The sequence below is a fragment of the Cupriavidus malaysiensis genome, assembly GCF_001854325.1.
GTDB lineage: Bacteria > Pseudomonadota > Gammaproteobacteria > Burkholderiales > Burkholderiaceae > Cupriavidus > Cupriavidus malaysiensis.
Map to the genome: position 1 here is coordinate 68,087 of NZ_CP017754.1, position 17,779 is coordinate 85,865.

The 17,779-nt window shown below is 69.7% G+C and carries 15 protein-coding genes; 10 read left to right on the forward strand and 5 right to left on the reverse strand.

What is annotated here, in order from left to right:
- The first annotated feature begins 224 nt into the window (after positions 1–224).
- The gene (locus tag BKK80_RS00370; protein ID WP_071010308.1) at positions 225–1,535 is read left to right on the forward strand and encodes an MFS transporter; all 1,311 of its coding nucleotides are present in this window, start codon (positions 225–227) and stop codon (positions 1,533–1,535) included.
- A gap of 103 nt (positions 1,536–1,638) precedes the next feature.
- Positions 1,639–2,847, forward strand: a complete 1,209-nt coding sequence (locus BKK80_RS00375; protein WP_071068405.1) for a M20 aminoacylase family protein — start codon at positions 1,639–1,641, stop codon at positions 2,845–2,847.
- A gap of 72 nt (positions 2,848–2,919) precedes the next feature.
- Here BKK80_RS00375 and BKK80_RS36125 read toward each other — a convergent pair whose 3' ends face one another.
- Positions 2,920–3,132 carry a hypothetical protein gene (locus BKK80_RS36125; protein WP_157903126.1) on the reverse strand — a complete coding sequence of 71 codons (213 nt, stop codon included), beginning with the start codon at positions 3,130–3,132 and terminating at the stop codon, positions 2,920–2,922.
- Positions 3,133–3,378: 246 nt separating this feature from the next.
- Here BKK80_RS36125 and gcl point away from each other — a divergent pair, with 246 nt between their 5' ends.
- The 8 genes from gcl to BKK80_RS00415 all read left to right on the forward strand — a co-directional run bounded on the left by gcl (position 3,379) and on the right by BKK80_RS00415 (position 15,397).
- Positions 3,379–5,160: a glyoxylate carboligase gene (gene gcl, locus BKK80_RS00380; protein ID WP_071037766.1), complete on the forward strand. Its 1,782-nt coding sequence runs from the start codon at positions 3,379–3,381 to the stop codon at positions 5,158–5,160.
- 87 nt (positions 5,161–5,247) lie between these two features.
- Positions 5,248–6,030 (forward strand): hydroxypyruvate isomerase, encoded by a 783-nt coding sequence (gene hyi / locus BKK80_RS00385; RefSeq protein ID WP_071010313.1) that lies wholly within the window; start codon positions 5,248–5,250, stop codon positions 6,028–6,030.
- Positions 6,031–6,215: 185 nt separating this feature from the next.
- Entirely contained in the window at positions 6,216–7,139 is a 924-nt protein-coding gene (gene glxR, locus BKK80_RS00390) for a 2-hydroxy-3-oxopropionate reductase (protein ID WP_071010315.1), read from the forward strand.
- A 106-nt stretch (positions 7,140–7,245) separates the two neighbouring features.
- A complete protein-coding gene (locus tag BKK80_RS00395) occupies positions 7,246–8,559 on the forward strand; it encodes a glycerate kinase type-2 family protein (protein WP_071010317.1) in 1,314 nt (437 codons plus the stop codon).
- A gap of 192 nt (positions 8,560–8,751) precedes the next feature.
- A complete protein-coding gene (gene pyk / locus BKK80_RS00400) occupies positions 8,752–10,245 on the forward strand; it encodes a pyruvate kinase (RefSeq protein ID WP_071068406.1) in 1,494 nt (497 codons plus the stop codon).
- A gap of 199 nt (positions 10,246–10,444) precedes the next feature.
- Positions 10,445–11,317 carry a KPN_02809 family neutral zinc metallopeptidase gene (gene ypfJ / locus BKK80_RS00405; RefSeq protein WP_071010320.1) on the forward strand — a complete coding sequence of 291 codons (873 nt, stop codon included), beginning with the start codon at positions 10,445–10,447 and terminating at the stop codon, positions 11,315–11,317.
- A 106-nt stretch (positions 11,318–11,423) separates the two neighbouring features.
- A complete protein-coding gene (locus BKK80_RS00410) occupies positions 11,424–12,116 on the forward strand; it encodes a TetR/AcrR family transcriptional regulator (protein WP_083383862.1) in 693 nt (230 codons plus the stop codon).
- A 188-nt stretch (positions 12,117–12,304) separates the two neighbouring features.
- Positions 12,305–15,397 carry an efflux RND transporter permease subunit gene (locus BKK80_RS00415; RefSeq protein ID WP_071068407.1) on the forward strand — a complete coding sequence of 1,031 codons (3,093 nt, stop codon included), beginning with the start codon at positions 12,305–12,307 and terminating at the stop codon, positions 15,395–15,397.
- A gap of 194 nt (positions 15,398–15,591) precedes the next feature.
- On the opposite strand, the gene BKK80_RS00420 is transcribed toward BKK80_RS00415, so the two are convergent.
- From BKK80_RS00420 to BKK80_RS00435, 4 genes are all read right to left on the reverse strand, one after another.
- Entirely contained in the window at positions 15,592–15,945 is a 354-nt protein-coding gene (locus BKK80_RS00420) for a hypothetical protein (RefSeq protein ID WP_071010327.1), read from the reverse strand.
- Between the two features lie 332 nt (positions 15,946–16,277).
- Positions 16,278–16,697: a nucleoside diphosphate kinase regulator gene (gene rnk, locus BKK80_RS00425; protein ID WP_071010328.1), complete on the reverse strand. Its 420-nt coding sequence runs from the start codon at positions 16,695–16,697 to the stop codon at positions 16,278–16,280.
- 214 nt (positions 16,698–16,911) lie between these two features.
- Positions 16,912–17,067, reverse strand: a complete 156-nt coding sequence (locus BKK80_RS00430; RefSeq protein ID WP_156811070.1) for a hypothetical protein — start codon at positions 17,065–17,067, stop codon at positions 16,912–16,914.
- A gap of 198 nt (positions 17,068–17,265) precedes the next feature.
- Entirely contained in the window at positions 17,266–17,694 is a 429-nt protein-coding gene (locus tag BKK80_RS00435) for a Cd(II)/Pb(II)-responsive transcriptional regulator (RefSeq protein ID WP_071010332.1), read from the reverse strand.
- Positions 17,695–17,779 lie beyond the last annotated feature (85 nt).

The following is a 17,779-nucleotide window of genomic DNA, read 5'->3' on the forward strand; positions in this document are numbered from 1 at the left end:
GCTCGGTACTTTTCCCGATGGCCCCGAGACGCTGGTTATGACGGCGATTCGATTTGGTTATCAGGATGAAAATATATGATTTTTTACGGCCGCCGGCTTTATCCGATGATTGTCTGAGCCGGCTGGGCGTTCTCCTCGGAACCCGCTCCGGTGTCCCCCGAAAGCCGGCCGCCGCCTGCTGCACGGACCCAGTTCCCACTCCAGCCCCCATTTGGAGATCCGACATGAACGACGCCACCCTGGGCGCCGCCGGCACCGCCGTCCCCCATGCAGCCGCCGGCGCGGCCGCGCCGCGCCAGAGCCAGTTCCGCCTGATCGCCGCCTGCTCGATCGGCAACGCGCTCGAGATGTACGACTTCACCGTCTACAGCTTCTTCGCCATCCTGATCGGCAAGCTGTTCTTCCCCTCCGACAGCGCCTATGGTTCCCTGCTGCTGGCCGTGGCCACCTTCGGCATCGGCTTCGTGATGCGCCCGCTGGGCGGCTTCGTGATCGGCAACTACGCCGACCGCCACGGGCGCAAGGCCGCCATGACGCTCACCATCGGCCTGATGGTGGCCGGCACGCTGTGCCTGGCGCTGGCGCCGACCTATGCCGCGGCCGGCCTGTTCGGCCCGCTGATGATCGTCGCCGGACGCCTGCTGCAGGGCTTCTCGCTGGGCGGCGAGATCGGCGCCTCCACCGCCATGCTGATGGAGGCCGGCGGCGTGCAGGGCCGCGGTTTCCGCATCAGCTGGCAGCTCGGCAGCCAGGGCATCGCCGCGCTGCTGGGCGCGCTGACGGCGGCCATCCTGTACGGCGCACTGCCGCCGGACGCGCTCGAGAGCTGGGGCTGGCGCCTGCCCTTCTTCCTCGGCCTGGCGATCGCGCCGGTGGGCCTCTACATCCGCCGCCACCTCGACGAGACGCACGTGCCCGAGGCGCGCGCCGCGAGCCCGCTCGGCACGCTGTTCCGCGAGCATGGCGGCCTGGTGGTCAAGGGGATCCTGACCATCATCGGCGGCACCGTCGGCACCTACCTGGTGGTCTACTTCATGCCCACCTACATGATCCGCGAGCTGCACCTGCCGGCCTCGCTGTCGCTGCTGGCAGGCTGCGTCACCGGCGTCGTCTGCCTGGCCGCCTCGCTGCTGTCGGGCTGGCTCGCCGACCGCCTGCCGCGCCGCAAGCCGCTGGTGGTCTGCGCCATGCTGTTCACGCTGGTGGCGCTCTACCCGTCGTTCTGGCTGATGACGCGCTACCCCAGCGTGCCGCTGGCGCTGGGCCTGTCGGCCATGCTTGCCGCCAGCCTCTACATCGGCGCCACGCCGATGCTGCTGGTGCTGATGGAAGCGCTGCCGGCCAAGGTGCGCGCCAGCGGCCTGTCGGTGATCTACGCCATCGGCGTGACGGTGTTCGGCGGCTCCTGCCAGTTCGTCGTGACGTGGCTGCTGGCCCGCACCCACAACCCGCTCGCGCCCGCCTTCTACATGATGGCCTGCGGCCTCATCACGCTGCTGGCCATCCTCAGCATCCGCGAGCGCCGCACCGATTGAACGACGGAGCGACTGAACAAGCGATCGCTCTTTTGCCCCTGCCGGGCCCGCGCGTCCCGCCGCGCGGCCCGCTCCACCTGCCGACGCCGGCCAAGGACAAGCCATGACACGCGAACCGACCCTGACCCCGTTCCAGTTGCTGCCGCACCTGCTGCCCGATATCCAGATCGATGCCGACACCTTCATCGGCATCCGCCGCCAGATCCATGCCCAGCCGGAACTCGGCTTCGAGGTCGGCGCCACCAGCCGGCTGGTGGCCACGCTGCTGGAGAGCTGGGGCTACGAGGTCCACACCGGCATCGGCAAGAGCGGCGTGGTCGGCCAGCTCAAGCTCGGCGACGGCAAGCGCCGGCTCGGCATCCGCGCCGACATGGACGCGCTGCCCATCGTCGAAGCCACCGGCCTGCCCTATGCGAGCAAGGCGCCCGGCAAGATGCACGCCTGCGGCCATGACGGCCACACCGCCATCCTGCTCGCCGCGGCCAAGGCGCTGGCCGACCGCCGCGATTTCAACGGCACGCTGAACCTGATCTTCCAGCCCGACGAAGAGAATTTGTGCGGCGCGCGCGCGATGATCGAGGACGGCCTGTTCGAGCGCTTTCCCTGCGACGCGGTGTTCGCGCTGCACAATATGCCCGGCGTGCCGGCCGGCACCTTCCGCGTGCTGCCGGGCCCGGTCAGCCTCTCGTCCGACGTGGCGGACGTGATCCTCAAGGGCGTGGGCGGCCACGGCGCCATGCCGCACCGCGCGCGCGACCCCATCGCGGCCGCCGCGGCGGTCGTCACCGCGCTGCAGACCGTGGTGGCGCGCAACGTGGCGCCGGACGACACCGCGGTGCTGTCGGTCGGCTTCATCCGCGGTGGCGCCACCCACAACGTCATCCCCGAGTCGGTCACGCTCGGCCTGAACGTGCGCGCGGCGCGCCCCGAGACGCGCGCAATGGTCGAGCAGCGCATCCGCGAAATCGTCGCGCTGACCGCGCAGGCACATGGCGTGGAAGCCATCATCGATTACCGCCAGCTGACGCCGCCGATGGTCAACGCCGAGGCCGAGACGCAACTGGCGCAGCAGGTCTGCGCCGAACTGGTCGGCGCGGACAAGGTGGTCACGCAGGCGCCCAAGGGCCTGAACGGCAGCGAGGATTTCGCCTGGATGCTGAACGAGGTGCCGGGCTGCTACCTGATCCTCGGCAATGGCGAAGGCGAGTTCGGCGGCTGCATGGTGCATAACCCGGGCTACGACTTCAACGACCAGGTGCTGCCGCTGGGCGCGGCGTGCTGGGTGCGGCTGGCGCAGACGTTCTTGCGTTAAGCGCGCGCGCTGCGCCGGATCGCTCCGCTCTCCCGCTTGCGGGAGATGCGGCACACCCGTTGGTTCTGTCGATCAGCGCGGGCGCATCCGGTTGGTCCGTTCGAGCGGCTTCGGTGCACTGCCTTTGCGATTGCCTATCCCCGTGCGGTCGCTTCGACCTTCGCCCGCATTTCCGTCCCTTCCTCCCTTCCTCCCTTCCTCCCTTCCTCCCTCCAGCACGCAGGCCAGTCGCCGCGGCGCTTCGAGCAGTTCCAGCGTCGACGTCAGCCTGGCGTTCAGCGCCATCGCATCCTCGGGACGGTCGGCCGGCGGACTTCCATTGCTGCCTGCGCGCATGACCGCGCCGGAACAAAAAGGCCGTAAATCGCCCCTGGCAGCCTCGTGCGCTGCAGCGCAGCATCCCGATTTCTCGTCCGATTGCTTATCTCAGGTATCGAATCAATAGACCTTGCCTCCCTTTATCGCAACGGACCTGCGGGAATAGCATGGTCCCGAAACGAAATCCGCCAACCTGGACCTTTGGAGACAAGCATGCCGAAGATGAGAGCAGTCGACGCGGCCATCGCCGTGCTGGAAAAAGAGGGCATCACGACCGCGTTCGGCGTGCCCGGCGCCGCCATCAACCCGTTCTACTCGGCCATGCGCAAGGCCGGCAGCATCAGCCACGTGCTGGCCCGCCACGTGGAAGGTGCCTCGCACATGGCCGAGGGCTACACCCGCGCGGCGGCCGGCAATATCGGCCTGTGCATCGGCACCTCGGGCCCGGCCGGCACCGACATGATCACCGGCCTGTACTCGGCCTGGGCCGACTCCATTCCCATCCTGTGCGTGACCGGCCAGGCACCGCGCGCCCGCCTGTACAAGGAGGACTTCCAGGCGGTCGACATCGAGTCGATCGCCAAGCCGGTGACCAAGTGGGCGGTGACGGTGCGCGAGCCGGCGCTGGTGCCCCAGGTGTTCCAGCAGGCCTTTCACCTGATGCGCTCGGGTCGTCCGGGCCCGGTGCTGATCGACCTGCCCTTCGACGTGCAGGTGGCCGAGATCGAATTCGATCCCGATACCTACCAGCCGCTCGAGCCCTACAAGCCGGCCGCCTCGCGCGCGCAGATCGAGAAGGCCATCGCCATGCTGAACGCTTCGGCGCGGCCGCTGATCGTCTGCGGCGGCGGCGTGATCAATGCCGACGCGGCCGAGCTGCTGGTCGAGTTCGCCGAGCTGGTCAACGTGCCGGTGGTGCCCACGCTGATGGGCTGGGGCGTGCTGGCCGACGACCATCCGCTGCAGGCCGGCATGGTCGGCCTGCAGACCTCGCACCGCTACGGCAATGCCAACCTGCTGGCCTCGGACTTCGTGCTGGGCATCGGCAACCGCTGGGCCAATCGCCACACCGGCAGCGTCGACGTCTACACCAAGGGCCGCAAGTTCGTGCACGTGGACATCGAGCCCACGCAGATCGGCCGCGTGTTCGGCCCGGACCTGGGCATCGTCTCCGACGCCAAGGCCGCGCTCGCGCAGTTCGTCGAAGTGGCGCGCGAGATGAAGATGGCGGGACGCCTGGCCTGCCGCAAGGCCTGGGTGGCCGAGGTGCAGCAGCGCCGCCGCACCCTGCATCGCAAGAGCGACTTCGACAACGTGCCGATCAAGCCGCAGCGCGTGTACCGCGAGATGAACCGCTACTTCCCGCGCGACGTGCGCTACGTGTCGACCATCGGCCTGTCGCAGATCGCCGCGGCGCAGTTCCTCTCGGTCAACCAGCCGCGCCACTGGATCAACTGCGGCCAGGCCGGCCCGCTGGGCTGGACCATCCCGGCTGCGATCGGCGTCAAGGTGGCCTCGCCCGACTCCGACGTGGTGGCCATCTCGGGCGACTACGACTTCCAGTTCATGATCGAGGAACTGGCCGTGGCCGCGCAGTTCAACGTGCCCTACATCCACGTGGTGGTGAACAACTCCTACCTCGGGCTGATCCGCCAGGCGCAGCGCAACTTCGACATGGACTACTGCGTGCAGCTCGCCTTCGACAACATCAACGCACCGGAGCTGAACGGCTACGGCGTGGACCACGTCAAGGTGGTCGAGGGCCTGGGCTGCAAGGCGCTGCGCGTGTTCAAGCCCGAGGACATCGAGCCCGCCTTCGCGCAGGCCCGCAAGCTGATGGCCGAGTTCTCGGTGCCGGTGGTGGTGGAGGTGATCCTGGAGCGCGTGACGAACATCGCCATGGGCACCGAGATCGACAACATCAACGAGTTCGAGCCGGTCGAAGACCGCGCCGAAGACGACGACATCCTCAACGAGGAGGCGGAGACCGCCTGAGCGGTCCTGCCCGCGGGCGCTGCCCACAACACGCAGGCGCTCCCGCCACGGCGGGAGCGACCCGGCGGAACTTACCCGGAGATATCGATGACGAAACTTGCCGCCAACCTGACCATGCTGTTCAACGAGGTCGGCTTCCTCGACCGCTTCGAGGCCGCCGCGCGCGCCGGCTTCCGCGGCGTCGAGTTCCTCTTTCCCTATGCCTTCCACGCCGACCAGATCGCGGACCGGCTCAACCGCTTCCAGCTCGACCTGGTGCTGCACAACCTGCCCGCGGGCAAGTGGGAAGCCGGCGAGCGCGGCATCGCCTGCCACCCCGACCGCGTCGGCGAGTTCCAGGACGGCGTGGGCGAAGCGATCAAGTACGCCAAGGTGCTCGGCGTGCGCCAGCTCAATTGCCTGGTCGGCATCCAGCCGCAGAACGTCAAGCGCGAACAGGCGCAGGAAACGCTGGTGGAGAACCTGCGCTTCGCCGCCAGCGCGCTCGCCGCGGAGCAGATCGACCTGCTGGTGGAGCCGATCAATACCTTCGACATCCCCGGCTTCTTCCTCTCGCGCACGCAGCAGGCGCTGGAGCTGATCGAGCAGGTGGCCGCGCCCAACCTCTACGTGCAGTACGACATCTACCACATGCAGCGCATGGAGGGCGAGATCGCCGCCACGCTGAAGACCCACCTGCCGAAGATCAAGCACGTGCAGCTCGCCGACAACCCGGGCCGCAACGAACCCGGCACCGGCGAGCTGAACTACCGCTTCCTGTTCCAGTGGCTGGACGCCATCGGCTACACCGGCTGGGTGGGCTGCGAGTACAAGCCGAAGACCACGACCGAGGCTGGGCTGGGCTGGCGTGGGGAGCATGGGGTGCTGTGAGTTTCCGCCGATGGCCGTGCGGCTTGAAGCGTGAGCCTTGGACAAGGCTGGCGGTTTGCTCCCCTCTTCTTTCTCCATGAGGGGAGAGGGAGCCAGGACGTCGTGCTTGGCGCGCCGGATTGGCGCAACGTTTTTTGCTTTCAACTGAATTTCGATTTCATTCATCGTTCCTTAGGAGACTTCCCATGGCAAACCAACGCAACGTCGGCTTCATCGGTCTGGGCATCATGGGCGCGCCCATGGCGGGCCATCTGCGCGCGGCCGGCCATACGCTGTTCGTGCATGACGTGAACCCGGCGCCGCAGGCCCTGGTCGATGCCGGCGTGACGGTCTGCACCAGCGCCGAGGAGGTGGCCAAGCGTGCCGACATCATCATCATCATGGTGCCGGACACGCCGCACGTGGAAGCCGTGCTGTTCGCCGAGAAGGGCGTGGGCGCGGCGCTGAAGGCGGCCGGCAAGGAGGCTGCGCACGGCAAGATCGTGGTCGACATGAGCTCGATCTCGCCGATCGCCACCAAGGACTTCGCCGCGCGCGTCAACAAGCTGGGCGCGGCCTACCTGGACGCGCCGGTGTCGGGCGGCGAGGTGGGGGCCAAGGCGGCTTCGCTGACCATCATGGTGGGCGGCCCGGCCGAGGCCTTCGACGAGGTCAAGCCGCTGTTCGAGCTGATGGGCAAGAACATCACGCTGGTGGGCGGCAACGGCGACGGCCAGACCACCAAGGTGGCCAACCAGATCATCGTGGCGCTGAACATCCAGGCCGTGTCGGAGGCGCTGCTGTTCGCTTCCAAGGCCGGCGCCGATCCGGCCCGGGTGCGTGCCGCGCTGATGGGTGGCTTCGCCTCGTCGCGCATCCTGGAGGTGCATGGCGAGCGCATGGTCAAGCGCACCTTCGATCCGGGCTTCCGCATCGAGCTGCACCAGAAGGACCTGAACCTGGCGCTGCAGGGCGCCAAGGCGCTGGGCGTGTCGCTGCCCAATACGGCGACCGCGCAGGAACTGTTCAACGCCTGCGCGGCCAACGGCTTCGGCAAGCTCGATCACTCGGCACTGTGCCGCGCCATCGAGCTGATGTCGAACCACGAGATCGCCAAGGCCGCCAAGTAAGGCCTCCAGGTCAAGCCGCCCGGCAAGGCCTCTCCGTCAGGCCGGCCATGCCGGCGCCTCGGGCCGAGGCGCCGGCGCGGCCGCATCACCGCTCAGGGATTCCGTCATGTTCGTTCCCGCTTCACAGGCCGCGCTGCTGGCGCCCCAGCGCGCCCCCGGCCTCTCCGATCCGCGCGCGCTGCTGCGCGATCTGTTCGACACGGCGGTGGCAGCCGTCAGCGCCGGCCACTGCCTGCCGCAGCACCTGCCGGCCCCGCCCAAGGGGCGCACGGTGGTGATCGGTGCCGGCAAGGCGGCCGCCGCGATGGCGCAGGCCGTCGAGGCGCACTGGTCCGGTCCGCTCTCCGGCCTGGTGGTCACGCGCTACGGGCACGGCGCGCCGTGCCGCCGCATCGAGGTGGTGGAAGCCGCCCACCCGGTGCCGGATGCCGCCGGCCAGCGCGCCGCGCAGCGCATGGTGGAACTGGTGCAGGAACTGACGGCCGACGACCTCGTGCTGTGCCTGATCTCCGGCGGCGGCTCCGCGCTGCTGGCCGCGCCCGCGCCCGGGCTGACGCTGGCGGACAAGCAGGCGGTCAACAAGGCGCTGCTGCGCAGCGGCGCCAGCATTGCCGAGATGAACTGCGTGCGCAAGCACCTGTCGGCGCTCAAGGGCGGACGACTGGCGCTGCAGTGCGCGCCGGCGCGGGTGCACACGCTGCTGATCTCCGACATCCCGGGCGACGACCCCACGCTGATCGCCAGCGGCCCCACGCTGCCGGACGTGACCACCTGCGCCGACGCGCTGGCGGTGATCGCCAAGTACGGGATCGAGGTGCCGGCAGCGGTGCGCGCCCACCTGGAGAGCGGCGCGGGCGAGACGCCCAAGCCCGGCGATGCGCGTTTCGAGGGCCACCGCAGCGACACGCTGGCCAGCGCGCAGCAGGCGCTGGAAGCGGCCGCGGCGCGCGCGCGCGAACTGGGCCTGGCGGCCCACATCCTGTCGGACTGCATCGAAGGCGAAGCGCGTGACGTGGCGCTGGTGCATGCCGGTCTCGCACGCCAGATCGCGCAGCGCGGCCAGCCGTTCGACAAGCCCTGCGTGCTGCTGTCCGGCGGCGAGACCACGGTCACGGTGCGCGGCAACGGGCGCGGCGGACGCAACGCCGAGTTCCTGCTGGCGCTCGCGGTGGCGCTCGACGGCTTGCCCGGCGTGCATGCCATCGCCTGCGACACCGACGGCATCGACGGCTCGGAGGACAACGCCGGCGCGCTGCTGGGCCCGGACACGCTGGCGCGCGCGGCAGCGCTCGGGCAGTCGGCGCGGGCGCGCCTGGCCGACAACGACGGCTACGGCTTCTTCGCCGCGCTCGGCGACCTGATCGTGACCGGTCCGACGCGCACCAACGTCAACGACTTCCGCGCGATCCTGATCGTCTGAGCGCCTGGCCGCCGGCGCTGGTGCGCCGCGCTCCGCAGAAGATGCGCAGAAGATGCGCAGTAGGTCCGCAGTAGGTCCGCAGCACACGAGGGCCAGGGGGCCCGGCCGCGCGCCGGGCGCTGATGGTTCGCATTGATCGATTTGTTCGAGACGGGGCGCGCGGGCGCTCCGGGGATGGGAGGAGACAGCAAGATGAGACGCCAGCGCAAAGCCAAGATCGTGGCCACCCTCGGTCCGGCCAGCACGGAGATCGCGGTGATCCGGCAGTTGTTCGATGCCGGCGCCGATGTGTTCCGGCTCAACTTCAGCCACGGCAGCCACGAGGATCACCGGCGCCGCTACGACGCGGTGCGCGCGGTAGAGCGCGAGCGCGGCCGGCCCATCGCGGTGCTGGCCGACCTGCAGGGGCCGAAGCTGCGCATCGGCACCTTCGCCGCGGGCAAGGTCGCCTTGCAGGCGGGCGATGCCTTCGTGCTCGACAGCGATCCCACCCCAGGCGATGCCGCGCGCGTGCACCTGCCGCATCCGGAACTGTTCCGCACGGCCAACCCGGGCCAGGCGCTGCTGATCGACGATGGCAAGGTGCAGTTGCGCATCGAGTCGGTCGCGCCCGGCAGCCTCGCCACGCGGGTGGTCAACAGCGGCACCCTGTCGGACCGCAAGGGCGTCAACGTGCCCGATGCGGTGATCCCCATCCCCGCCCTCACGGCCAAGGACCGCAAGGACCTGGAGTTCGCCCTGTCGCTGGGGGTCGACTGGATCGCGCTGTCCTTCGTGCAGCGTCCGGCCGACATCGTCGAGGCGCGTGAGCTGGTGGGCACGCGCGCCGGCGTGCTGGCCAAGATCGAGAAGCCGGCCGCGCTGCAGCAGCTCGAGGAGATCGTGCGCGTGTCCGACGCCATCATGGTGGCGCGCGGCGACCTCGGCGTGGAACTGCCGCCCGAGCGCGTGCCGGGCGTGCAGAAGCGCATCCTGCGCTTGTGCCGGCAGCATGGCAAACCCATCGTGATCGCCACGCAGATGCTGGAGTCGATGATCGAGTCGCCGGTGCCCACGCGCGCCGAGGCCTCGGACGTGGCCAGCGCCATCTATGACGGCGCCGACGCCGTGATGCTGTCGGCCGAGTCGGCCAATGGCCGCCACCCGGTGCCGGCGGTGGCGATGATGGACCGCATCATCGGCGAAGTGGAACGCGATCCGCTCTATCGCAAGCTGCTCGATGCGCAGCACGAGGCACCGCTGGCCACGCGCCAGGACGCCATCTGCGCGGCGCTGCGCGAGGTGTCGCACATCATCGGCGCGGCCGCCACGGTGACCTACACCTCGTCCGGCGCCACCGCGCTGCGTGCCGCGCGCGAACGGCCGTGCGCGCCCATCCTGAGCATCACGCCGCACCGGGAGATCGCGCGGCGCCTGGCGCTGGCCTGGGGCGTGCACTCCACGGTCAGCCCCGACGTGCAGAGCGTCGACGAGATGGTGGATGCGGCCATCCGCGCCGCGGTGGCGGAGGACTTCGCCTGCGCCGGCGACCAGATCACCATCGCCGCCGGCACGCCTTTCGGCCAGGGCGGCACCACCAACCTGCTGCGCGTGGCCGAGATTCCCGGCCAGCCGGCGGCAGGCGTGGCGGACGGCGACGCCGCCGAGACGAGCGGCGCGCACCGCGAGGACCTCGCTACGCTTTGACCCCGTGCGCCGACCGGGCCTGGCGCGGAGACGGCCGCGCCAGGCCCGGCCGGCGCTTTTTTTCCGGCCTTGCCGCATGGCGGCCGGATACTGCCGGTCACACTTTTTTCAAATCGGGACGTGCCATGCCGTTGCTATACTGATCGGCACGCGGCGGCCGCAGAGCCGCCGCGTTCCCCATCAGCATCACGGAGTCATCATGCGTCTTGACGACGAGGCCGAAAGCCAGAACGTGGAAGATCGCCGCGGAGGTGGCGGCGGGTTCGGCGGACCGGGCACCATCGGCATCGGCACCATCATCGTCGCGCTGGCGGCGTCGTATTTCTTCGGCATCGACCCGCGCCTGATCATGCAGGGCGCGCAGGTGATGCAAGGTTCCGGGAACGTACCGCATCAGCAGGCGCCTGCGCACGCACCTGCCAACGACCCGCTCACGGTATTCACGCGCAAGGTGCTGGGCAGTACCGAGCGCACCTGGGAACGCGTGTTCGAGACCGACCTCGGCCGCCGCTACGAGCCGCCCACCCTGGTACTGTTCTCCAACGTCACGCCCACCGCCTGCGGCACCGGCCAGTCGGCGATGGGGCCGTTCTACTGTCCGGGCGACCGCAAGGTCTATATCGACCTGTCGTTCTACAACGAACTGCGCCAGCGCTTCGGCGCCAGCGGCGACTTCGCCCAGGCCTATGTGATCGCGCACGAGGTCGGGCACCATGTGCAGAACCTGCTGGGCGTGTCGGACAAGGTCGACGCCGCGCGCCGGCGCATGGGCGAGGCGCAGGCCAACCAGCTGTCCGTGCGCATGGAGTTGCAGGCCGACTGCCTGGCCGGGGTGTGGGCGGCGAATGCGCAGAAGATCAACCAGAAGCTGATCGAACCCGGCGATTTCGAGGACGGCCTGCGTGCCGCCGCCGCCATCGGCGACGACCGGCTGCAGAAGCAGGCGCAGGGCTATGTGGTGCCGGAGGCGTTCACCCACGGCACCAGCGAGCAGCGCGTGCGCTGGTTGCGCCAGGGCCTGACCACGGGCGATATGCGCCGTTGCGACACCTTCGCCGCCAAGCAGCTCTGACCGGTCTCCCTCAGGCAATCGCCGATCCAGATCTCAGAAACATCCGGGCGTGTGTGTCGTAAACGCAACTTTGTGAACATTGTTCACGAAATCAGTGGTGTTTATAATGCACCACATGTCCGCCCTGCCCCAGCCGTCCTCAGCACATTCCGGCCCGTCGCCCGCCCGCTCGCCGGGTGCCGCCGCGCGCCGCGAGGCGGTGCGGCAGGCCTTCTTCGACGCCGCCCGCGCCCTCTTCGCCGAGGCCGGCTACGCAGGCGTCACGCTGCGCCGCGTGGGCGAGCGCTGCGGCTATAGCGCCGCCGCCATCTATCGCCACTTCGAGGACAAGTCCGCGCTGCTGTTCGAGCTGTGCGCGCAGGACTGGGTACGCCTGGCGCAGGCCCTGGCCACCGCGCGCGAGGGCTGCCAGCCGGGCCGCACGCTGCCGGCGGTGTTCCAGGCCTACCTGGACTGGGCCATGGCCAACCGCCATGGCTACCACCTGATGCTGATGATGGGCTTGCCGGCCGAGGCCGAGCGGGCCATCGACCAGCGCTGGCGCCAGCGTTTCCCGCAGGACCCGGTCGGCGCCGTGCTGGAAGCCTGCGTGCAGGACCTGCAGGCCGCCGGCGGCATCGCCACCCACCACCTGCCCGAAGACGTGGCCGATGCGCTGTGGACAGCGGCGCACGGGCTGGCGGCGCTGGAGATCACCTTCGAGCACCTGCCGCGCGAACACTGGCAACCGCTGGCGCACCGGCAGCACGTCTTGCTGGACGCGCTGCTGCGCGGCTTCGCCCCCTCTCCGCCTACCTAGGGTCGGCGGACCCGACAGCCAGCCGCCCCCCTCCTGCCGCTCCGTTCCTGGCCTGCCGCACACCTGCGCGGTGACGCGGCCGGCCGCCGCTCGCCGCCGACGGGCGCCGACACCGGCCGTCCCTTGTCGGTCCTGCGTCGGTCCCGTTGTCACGTTGTCGTCTTCTGATCGTTGTTCCATCGTCGCTCATGGCGCAATTCTTCCTTCGCCGCCCCGCCTTCGCCTGGGTGCTGGCCATCCTGACCGTGGTCGCCGGCCTGCTGGCCCTGACCCGCATCCCCATCGCCCAGTATCCGGCGGTGGCGCCGCCCACCGTGATCATCTACGCCGACTATCCCGGCGCCTCCGCGCGCACGGTGGAAGATCGCGTCACGGCCATCCTCGAACAGCAGATGCACGGCATCCCGGGGCTGCTGCACCTGGACTCCAGCAGCGAACCCGGCGCCGCCACCGTGACGCTGGCCTTCCGCCAGGGCACCGATCCGCAACTGGCCCAGGTCAATGTGCGCAACCGCGTGGCCCAGGCCGAGCCGCTGCTGCCCGAGACGGTGCGCCGCGGCGGCGTCTACGTGGACCAGGCCAGCAGCAGCCCTTTCCTCTACGTGTCGCTGGTCAGCGACGGCAACCGCCTCGACGAGACCGCGCTGGGTGACTTCGCCGCCGGCGCCATCCTGCCGATGCTGCGGCGCCTGCCCGGCATCGGCAAGGCCGAGGCCTACGGCTCCGAGTACGCCATGCGCATCTGGTTCGACCCGGACAAGCTGAACGCGCTCGGCCTGAACACCGAGGAGGTCGAGGCGGCCATCAAGGCGCGCAACGGCAACGTCACGCCCGGCCAGCTCGGCGGGGCGCCGGCCGTGCCGGGCCAGCCCTTCCAGGCCACCGTGCGGCCGCCGCCGGCGCTGGCCGACCCCGAGGCCTTCGGCCGCATCGTCGTGCGCGGCAGCAGTGCCGACGGCAGCGCCGTGCTGCTGCGCGACGTCGCCCGCGTCGAGATGGCCGCGGCCGACTACCGCTTCGGCTCCACGCTGGACGGACGCCCGGCCGCCGCGATCGGCCTCAAGCTGGCCGACGGCGCCAATGTGCTGGCCACCTCGCGCGCGGTGCGCGCGGCGCTGGATGCCGCCTCGGCCGGTTTTCCCGACGGCGTGCACTACGAGATCTCCTACGACAATGCCGCCTTCGTGCAACGCTCGATCTCGCGCGTGCTGCTGACGCTGGTGGAAGCGGTGGTGCTGGTCTTCCTGATCCTCTACCTGTTCCTCGGCAAGCTGCGCGCGACGCTGATCCCTGTGGTGGTGGTGCCGGTGTCGCTGCTCGGCACGGTGGCCTGCCTGTACGCGCTGGGCATGTCCCTGAACGCCATCACGCTGTTCGGCGTGGTGCTGGCGATCGGCATCCTGGTCGACGATGCCATCGTGGTGGTGGAGAACGTCGAACGCATCATGGCCGAGCACGGCGTGAGCGCGCGCGAAGCCGCCGCGCGCTCGATGCGCGAGGTCTCGGGCGCCCTGCTGGCGGTCACGCTGGTGTTGTGCGCGGTCTTCGTGCCGATGGCTTTCTTCGGCAGCGCGGTCGGCGTCATCTATCGCCACTTCGCTGTCACGCTGGCCATCTCCATCGCCTTCTCGCTGTTCTTCGCACTGTCGCTGACGCCGGCCATGTGCGCGGGCCTGCTGCGCCATGGCGCGCCGCCGGCGCACGGGCCGCTGGCCTGGTTCGAGCGCCGTTTCACCGCATTGACCGGCCGCTACGGACGCTGGGTGGCGGGCGCGCAGCGCCGCCGCCTACGCTGGCTCGGCGCCTACCTGGCGCTGGTGCTGGCGTGCGGCTACGGCTTGTCGCAGACGCCCAGCGGCTTCCTGCCCGAGGAGGACACCGGTGAGCTGGTGGTCGATATCGAACTGCCGGCCGGCAGCACGCAGCAGCAGACGCGCGATCTGGTCGCGCGGCTGGAACACTGGTTGCGCGCCGAGGGCTACCCGCTCAAGTCCACCTTCGCCGTGATCGGCTGGGGCAACGGCGGCAACGGTGAACAGCGCGCCAACCTGGTGCTCAGCCTGACCGACTGGGCGCAGCGCGGCAGCCGGCAGCGCGCGGCGGCCGTGCTGGAGCGCCTGTCGGACGGTCTCGATCACTGGCCCGGACGCGGCGATGCCCAGCTGTTCGCCTACAACAGTTCCGCCTTGCCCGAGCTGGGCAGCACCAGCGGGCTCGACATGCGGCTGACCTCGGCCCACGGCGCCAGCCGCGACGCCCTGTTCGCGGCGCGCGACAAGTTGCTGCAAGCCGCCGCGGCCGATCCCGCGCTGCGCGAGGTGCGCGCCACCGCCGCCCAGCCGAGCTCGGCGCTGGACCTGCGCATCGACTACCGCAAGGCGGAGAGCTTCGGCGTCGCGGCCGAGACCATCCACCATGCGCTGGCGTCGACGCTCGGCTCGCGCTATGTCGACGAGGTGACGCGCGACGGGCGCATCCGCCGCGTCATCCTGCAGGCCGATGCTCCGCACCGGATGCAGCCCGAGCAACTGGCGCGCGTGCATGTGCGCAATGCCCAGGGCCGCATGGTCTCGCTGGCCTCGTTCGCCAGCATGGAGTGGGGCAACGGCGAGACCACGCTGGAGCGCTTCAACGGCCTGCCCTCGGTGCGCATCAGCGCCGACAGCGGGAGCGGCTACAGCAGCGGCACCGCGATGGCCCGGCTGAGCGCGCTGGTGCGCGACCTCGGTGCGCCCTTCGGCGTGCGCTGGACCGGCCGCGCCTTCGAGCAGTTGCAGAGCGGCGACCAGGCACCCTGGCTGTTCGCGTGCTCCGCCCTCTTCATCTTCCTGTGCCTGGTGGCGCTGTACGAGAGCTGGACCCTGCCGCTGGCGGTGCTGGCGGTGGTGCCGGCCGGCATGGTCGGCGCGGCCGCGGCGATCTGGCTGGGCGGCTTGCCCAACGACGTCTACTTCAAGGTGGGGCTGGTGGTGGTGATGGGCCTGGCGGCGAAGAATGCCATCCTGGTGGTGGAATATGCGCAGCAGCTGCGCGCGGGCGGCATGGCGCTGGGCGATGCCGCGCAGCAGGCGGCGCGCCAGCGCTTGCGGCCGGTGGTGATGACCTCGCTGGCCTTCATCCTGGGCGTGGTGCCGCTGGTGCTGAGCAGCGGTCCGGGCGCGGCAGCGCAGCGCGCGGTCGGCACCGGCGTGCTGGGCGGCATGCTGGGCGCCACCGTGATCGGCACGCTGGCGGTGCCGCTGCTGTATGCGCTCATCGGCAAGTTGCAGCGCCGGCACTGAGTCCGACCGGCCTGGGCGACCCGCTGGGGCGGGCCGCCCAGGCCTGTGCGGCGGAAGAAAAATCGCCTGCCCGGCGAAGAGAGAAAGAGGAGGAGGTCGAGCGGGCAGGCGGGTGGTAAAACGTGGCGGCCACCGTGAAGGTGGCCGCCGGGCGGGACCGTCCGCGCCAGGCGGACGGAACGGCGTCGAACGTGTCAGACGCGATAGCCGTACAGCGAGCCGTCGCCGGAGCGGGAGTTATCCAGCGACGAGGCAGCGATCTGGCCGGTGAAGGCGCGCGCGCCTTCCGAATACGGATCGAACTTGCCGCTGCGGGTGCCGTCGCTATACGGGTCGTACTTGCCCGACTTGGCGCCATCCGTGAAGCTGTCGAACTTGCCGGCCTTGGCGCCGTCCGTATAGGTGTCGAACTTGCTGCCGACACGCAGCGCGTCGGCGTAGACATCGAACTTACCAACCTTGCTGCGGGCGGGTGCGGCGATCGCCGTGGCCGACACGGCCACGGCGGCAACCATCAGCACGCCGCCAATCAAACGCTTGGCGATCATGTTGGGACTCCTTCAACTGAGATATCGTCTTTTTTATGTTTTCCGGCCAGCATGCACCGACGATATGGCATGTTGCGATGCGAGCGCGGACTGAAGATTAGGGCCTCGACAGGCAAGGAGAAATGCCGCTGCGACGAATGGTGCGTTGCGAGCCGTGAAACGCAGGGGATGGGGACGAACGGAGGCGCGGTGGTGCAGAGGGACGCTAGCGGCACCGGCACGCAAGTGCCCGATACGGCGCTAACACGAGACGAGTTGGCGGGCAAAGTGCCCTTCGAAAGACATTGCTCCGCCGGATCCGGAGCGGCGGCGCCGCCGCTCCGGGAGGCGGGTCAGAGGTTGAACTGGCCGTTGGCCTCCGGCTGGAAGGCGATCTCGATCACCGTCAGCCGCTGCTCGCGGCCGTCCGGCAGGCGATAGGCGACCGTCTCGCCGGCACGCGCGCCCAGCAGGGCCTGGCCGACCGGCGACAGCACGGACAGGCGGCCGGCGTCGAAATCGGCGGTGTCGGGATAGACCAGGGTCCAGTGGCGCGGCTCGGCGTCACCTTCCAGCGCGCAGCGCAGCTGCGAGTTCATCGTCACCACGTCGTGCGGGATGGCTTCGGGCGCCACGATGGCGGCGCGCTCCAGCAGCGCGTCGAGCATGTCGGACAGTTGCGCGCTCCCGGCGCGCTCGGCGATGCGCTCGAGGCGGGTCACATCGAGTTCGGTCAGGTACAGCGTGGTCTTGTTCGCGGAAGACAGGGTCATTTGAGCCTCCTTATGCTTGATGCGGCCGATGCCGTTCGGCGGGCTTCGCTGCCCGGGCGTGAGTCGGGGCGGCGCGCATCGGATCGATCGGATCGCTGGCGGAAACAGCGGCAATGCGGAAAGACGGAGAAGCGGCAATGCGCCGACCGGGACGGCATCGGCGGCCTGCGGCCCGGGCCCGGTCCGGGCCCGTACCCGCAAGCTGCGAAGACGGTCAGGCCGGGAACCGGGCCGGATCAAGCGGCTGGCTGATCCGGTAGCTGGCCGAAGCGGGGGTGGCCCGCATGCCCTCCACGCGCGCACGCGCGCCCGCTTGCCGCGCAAAGCGGGCAGGCATGGCAGCGATCGTCGGCAGGCGGTCGGGCATCATGACAAGGGGAAACTCGGGGTGATCAGGCCATCGCAGCGCCATGCTGGCGCGAGCGAGGGCTCACATACGGTGCCTCGCGATGCCTTGGCCGGCATGCGGGCGTCTGCTGGCGGCGCTTAAGCGCGCGCCCGGCCGTGGCAAAGCCTGCTCATGGCCGGAAGCTCCATCGTAGCACAGCCGCCGCAGCGGGCCGGCGCATCAGCCATGTGCGTGGCATTCGCAACTGGCGCCCGCGGCCGCCTGCTGCAGGTTCTGCAGGATGCCGCATTCGCTGGCCTGGTGCGGCTGCGTGCAGGTATGGCGCAGTGCCCGCAACTGGCCTTCGAGCGTCTCCAGCGCCATGCGCTGCGCGTGGATCTGCTCGATCTGCCGGTCCAGCAAGGCATTGATGTCGTCGCAGGCGAGACTCGGATTCCGCTCGAAGTCGCGCAGGCGGCGCACGTCGGCCAGGCTCATGCCGAGCGAGCGGCAATGGCGCACGAAGTTGAGCTGGACCAGGTGGGGGTCGCCATAGCGGCGGTAGCCGTTGTCCTCGCGCTGCGGTGCGTCCAGCAGACCCTCGCGCTCGTAGTAGCGGATGGTTTCGACGTCGCAGAGGCCGCGGCGTGCCAGTTCTCCGATGCGCATGATGGCTCCTCAGCGGGCAGAACCCTGTAATGACTCAAGACTTTCAACAGTGTAGCCCAGCGTCGTCCGGCGTGCAGGACGTCAC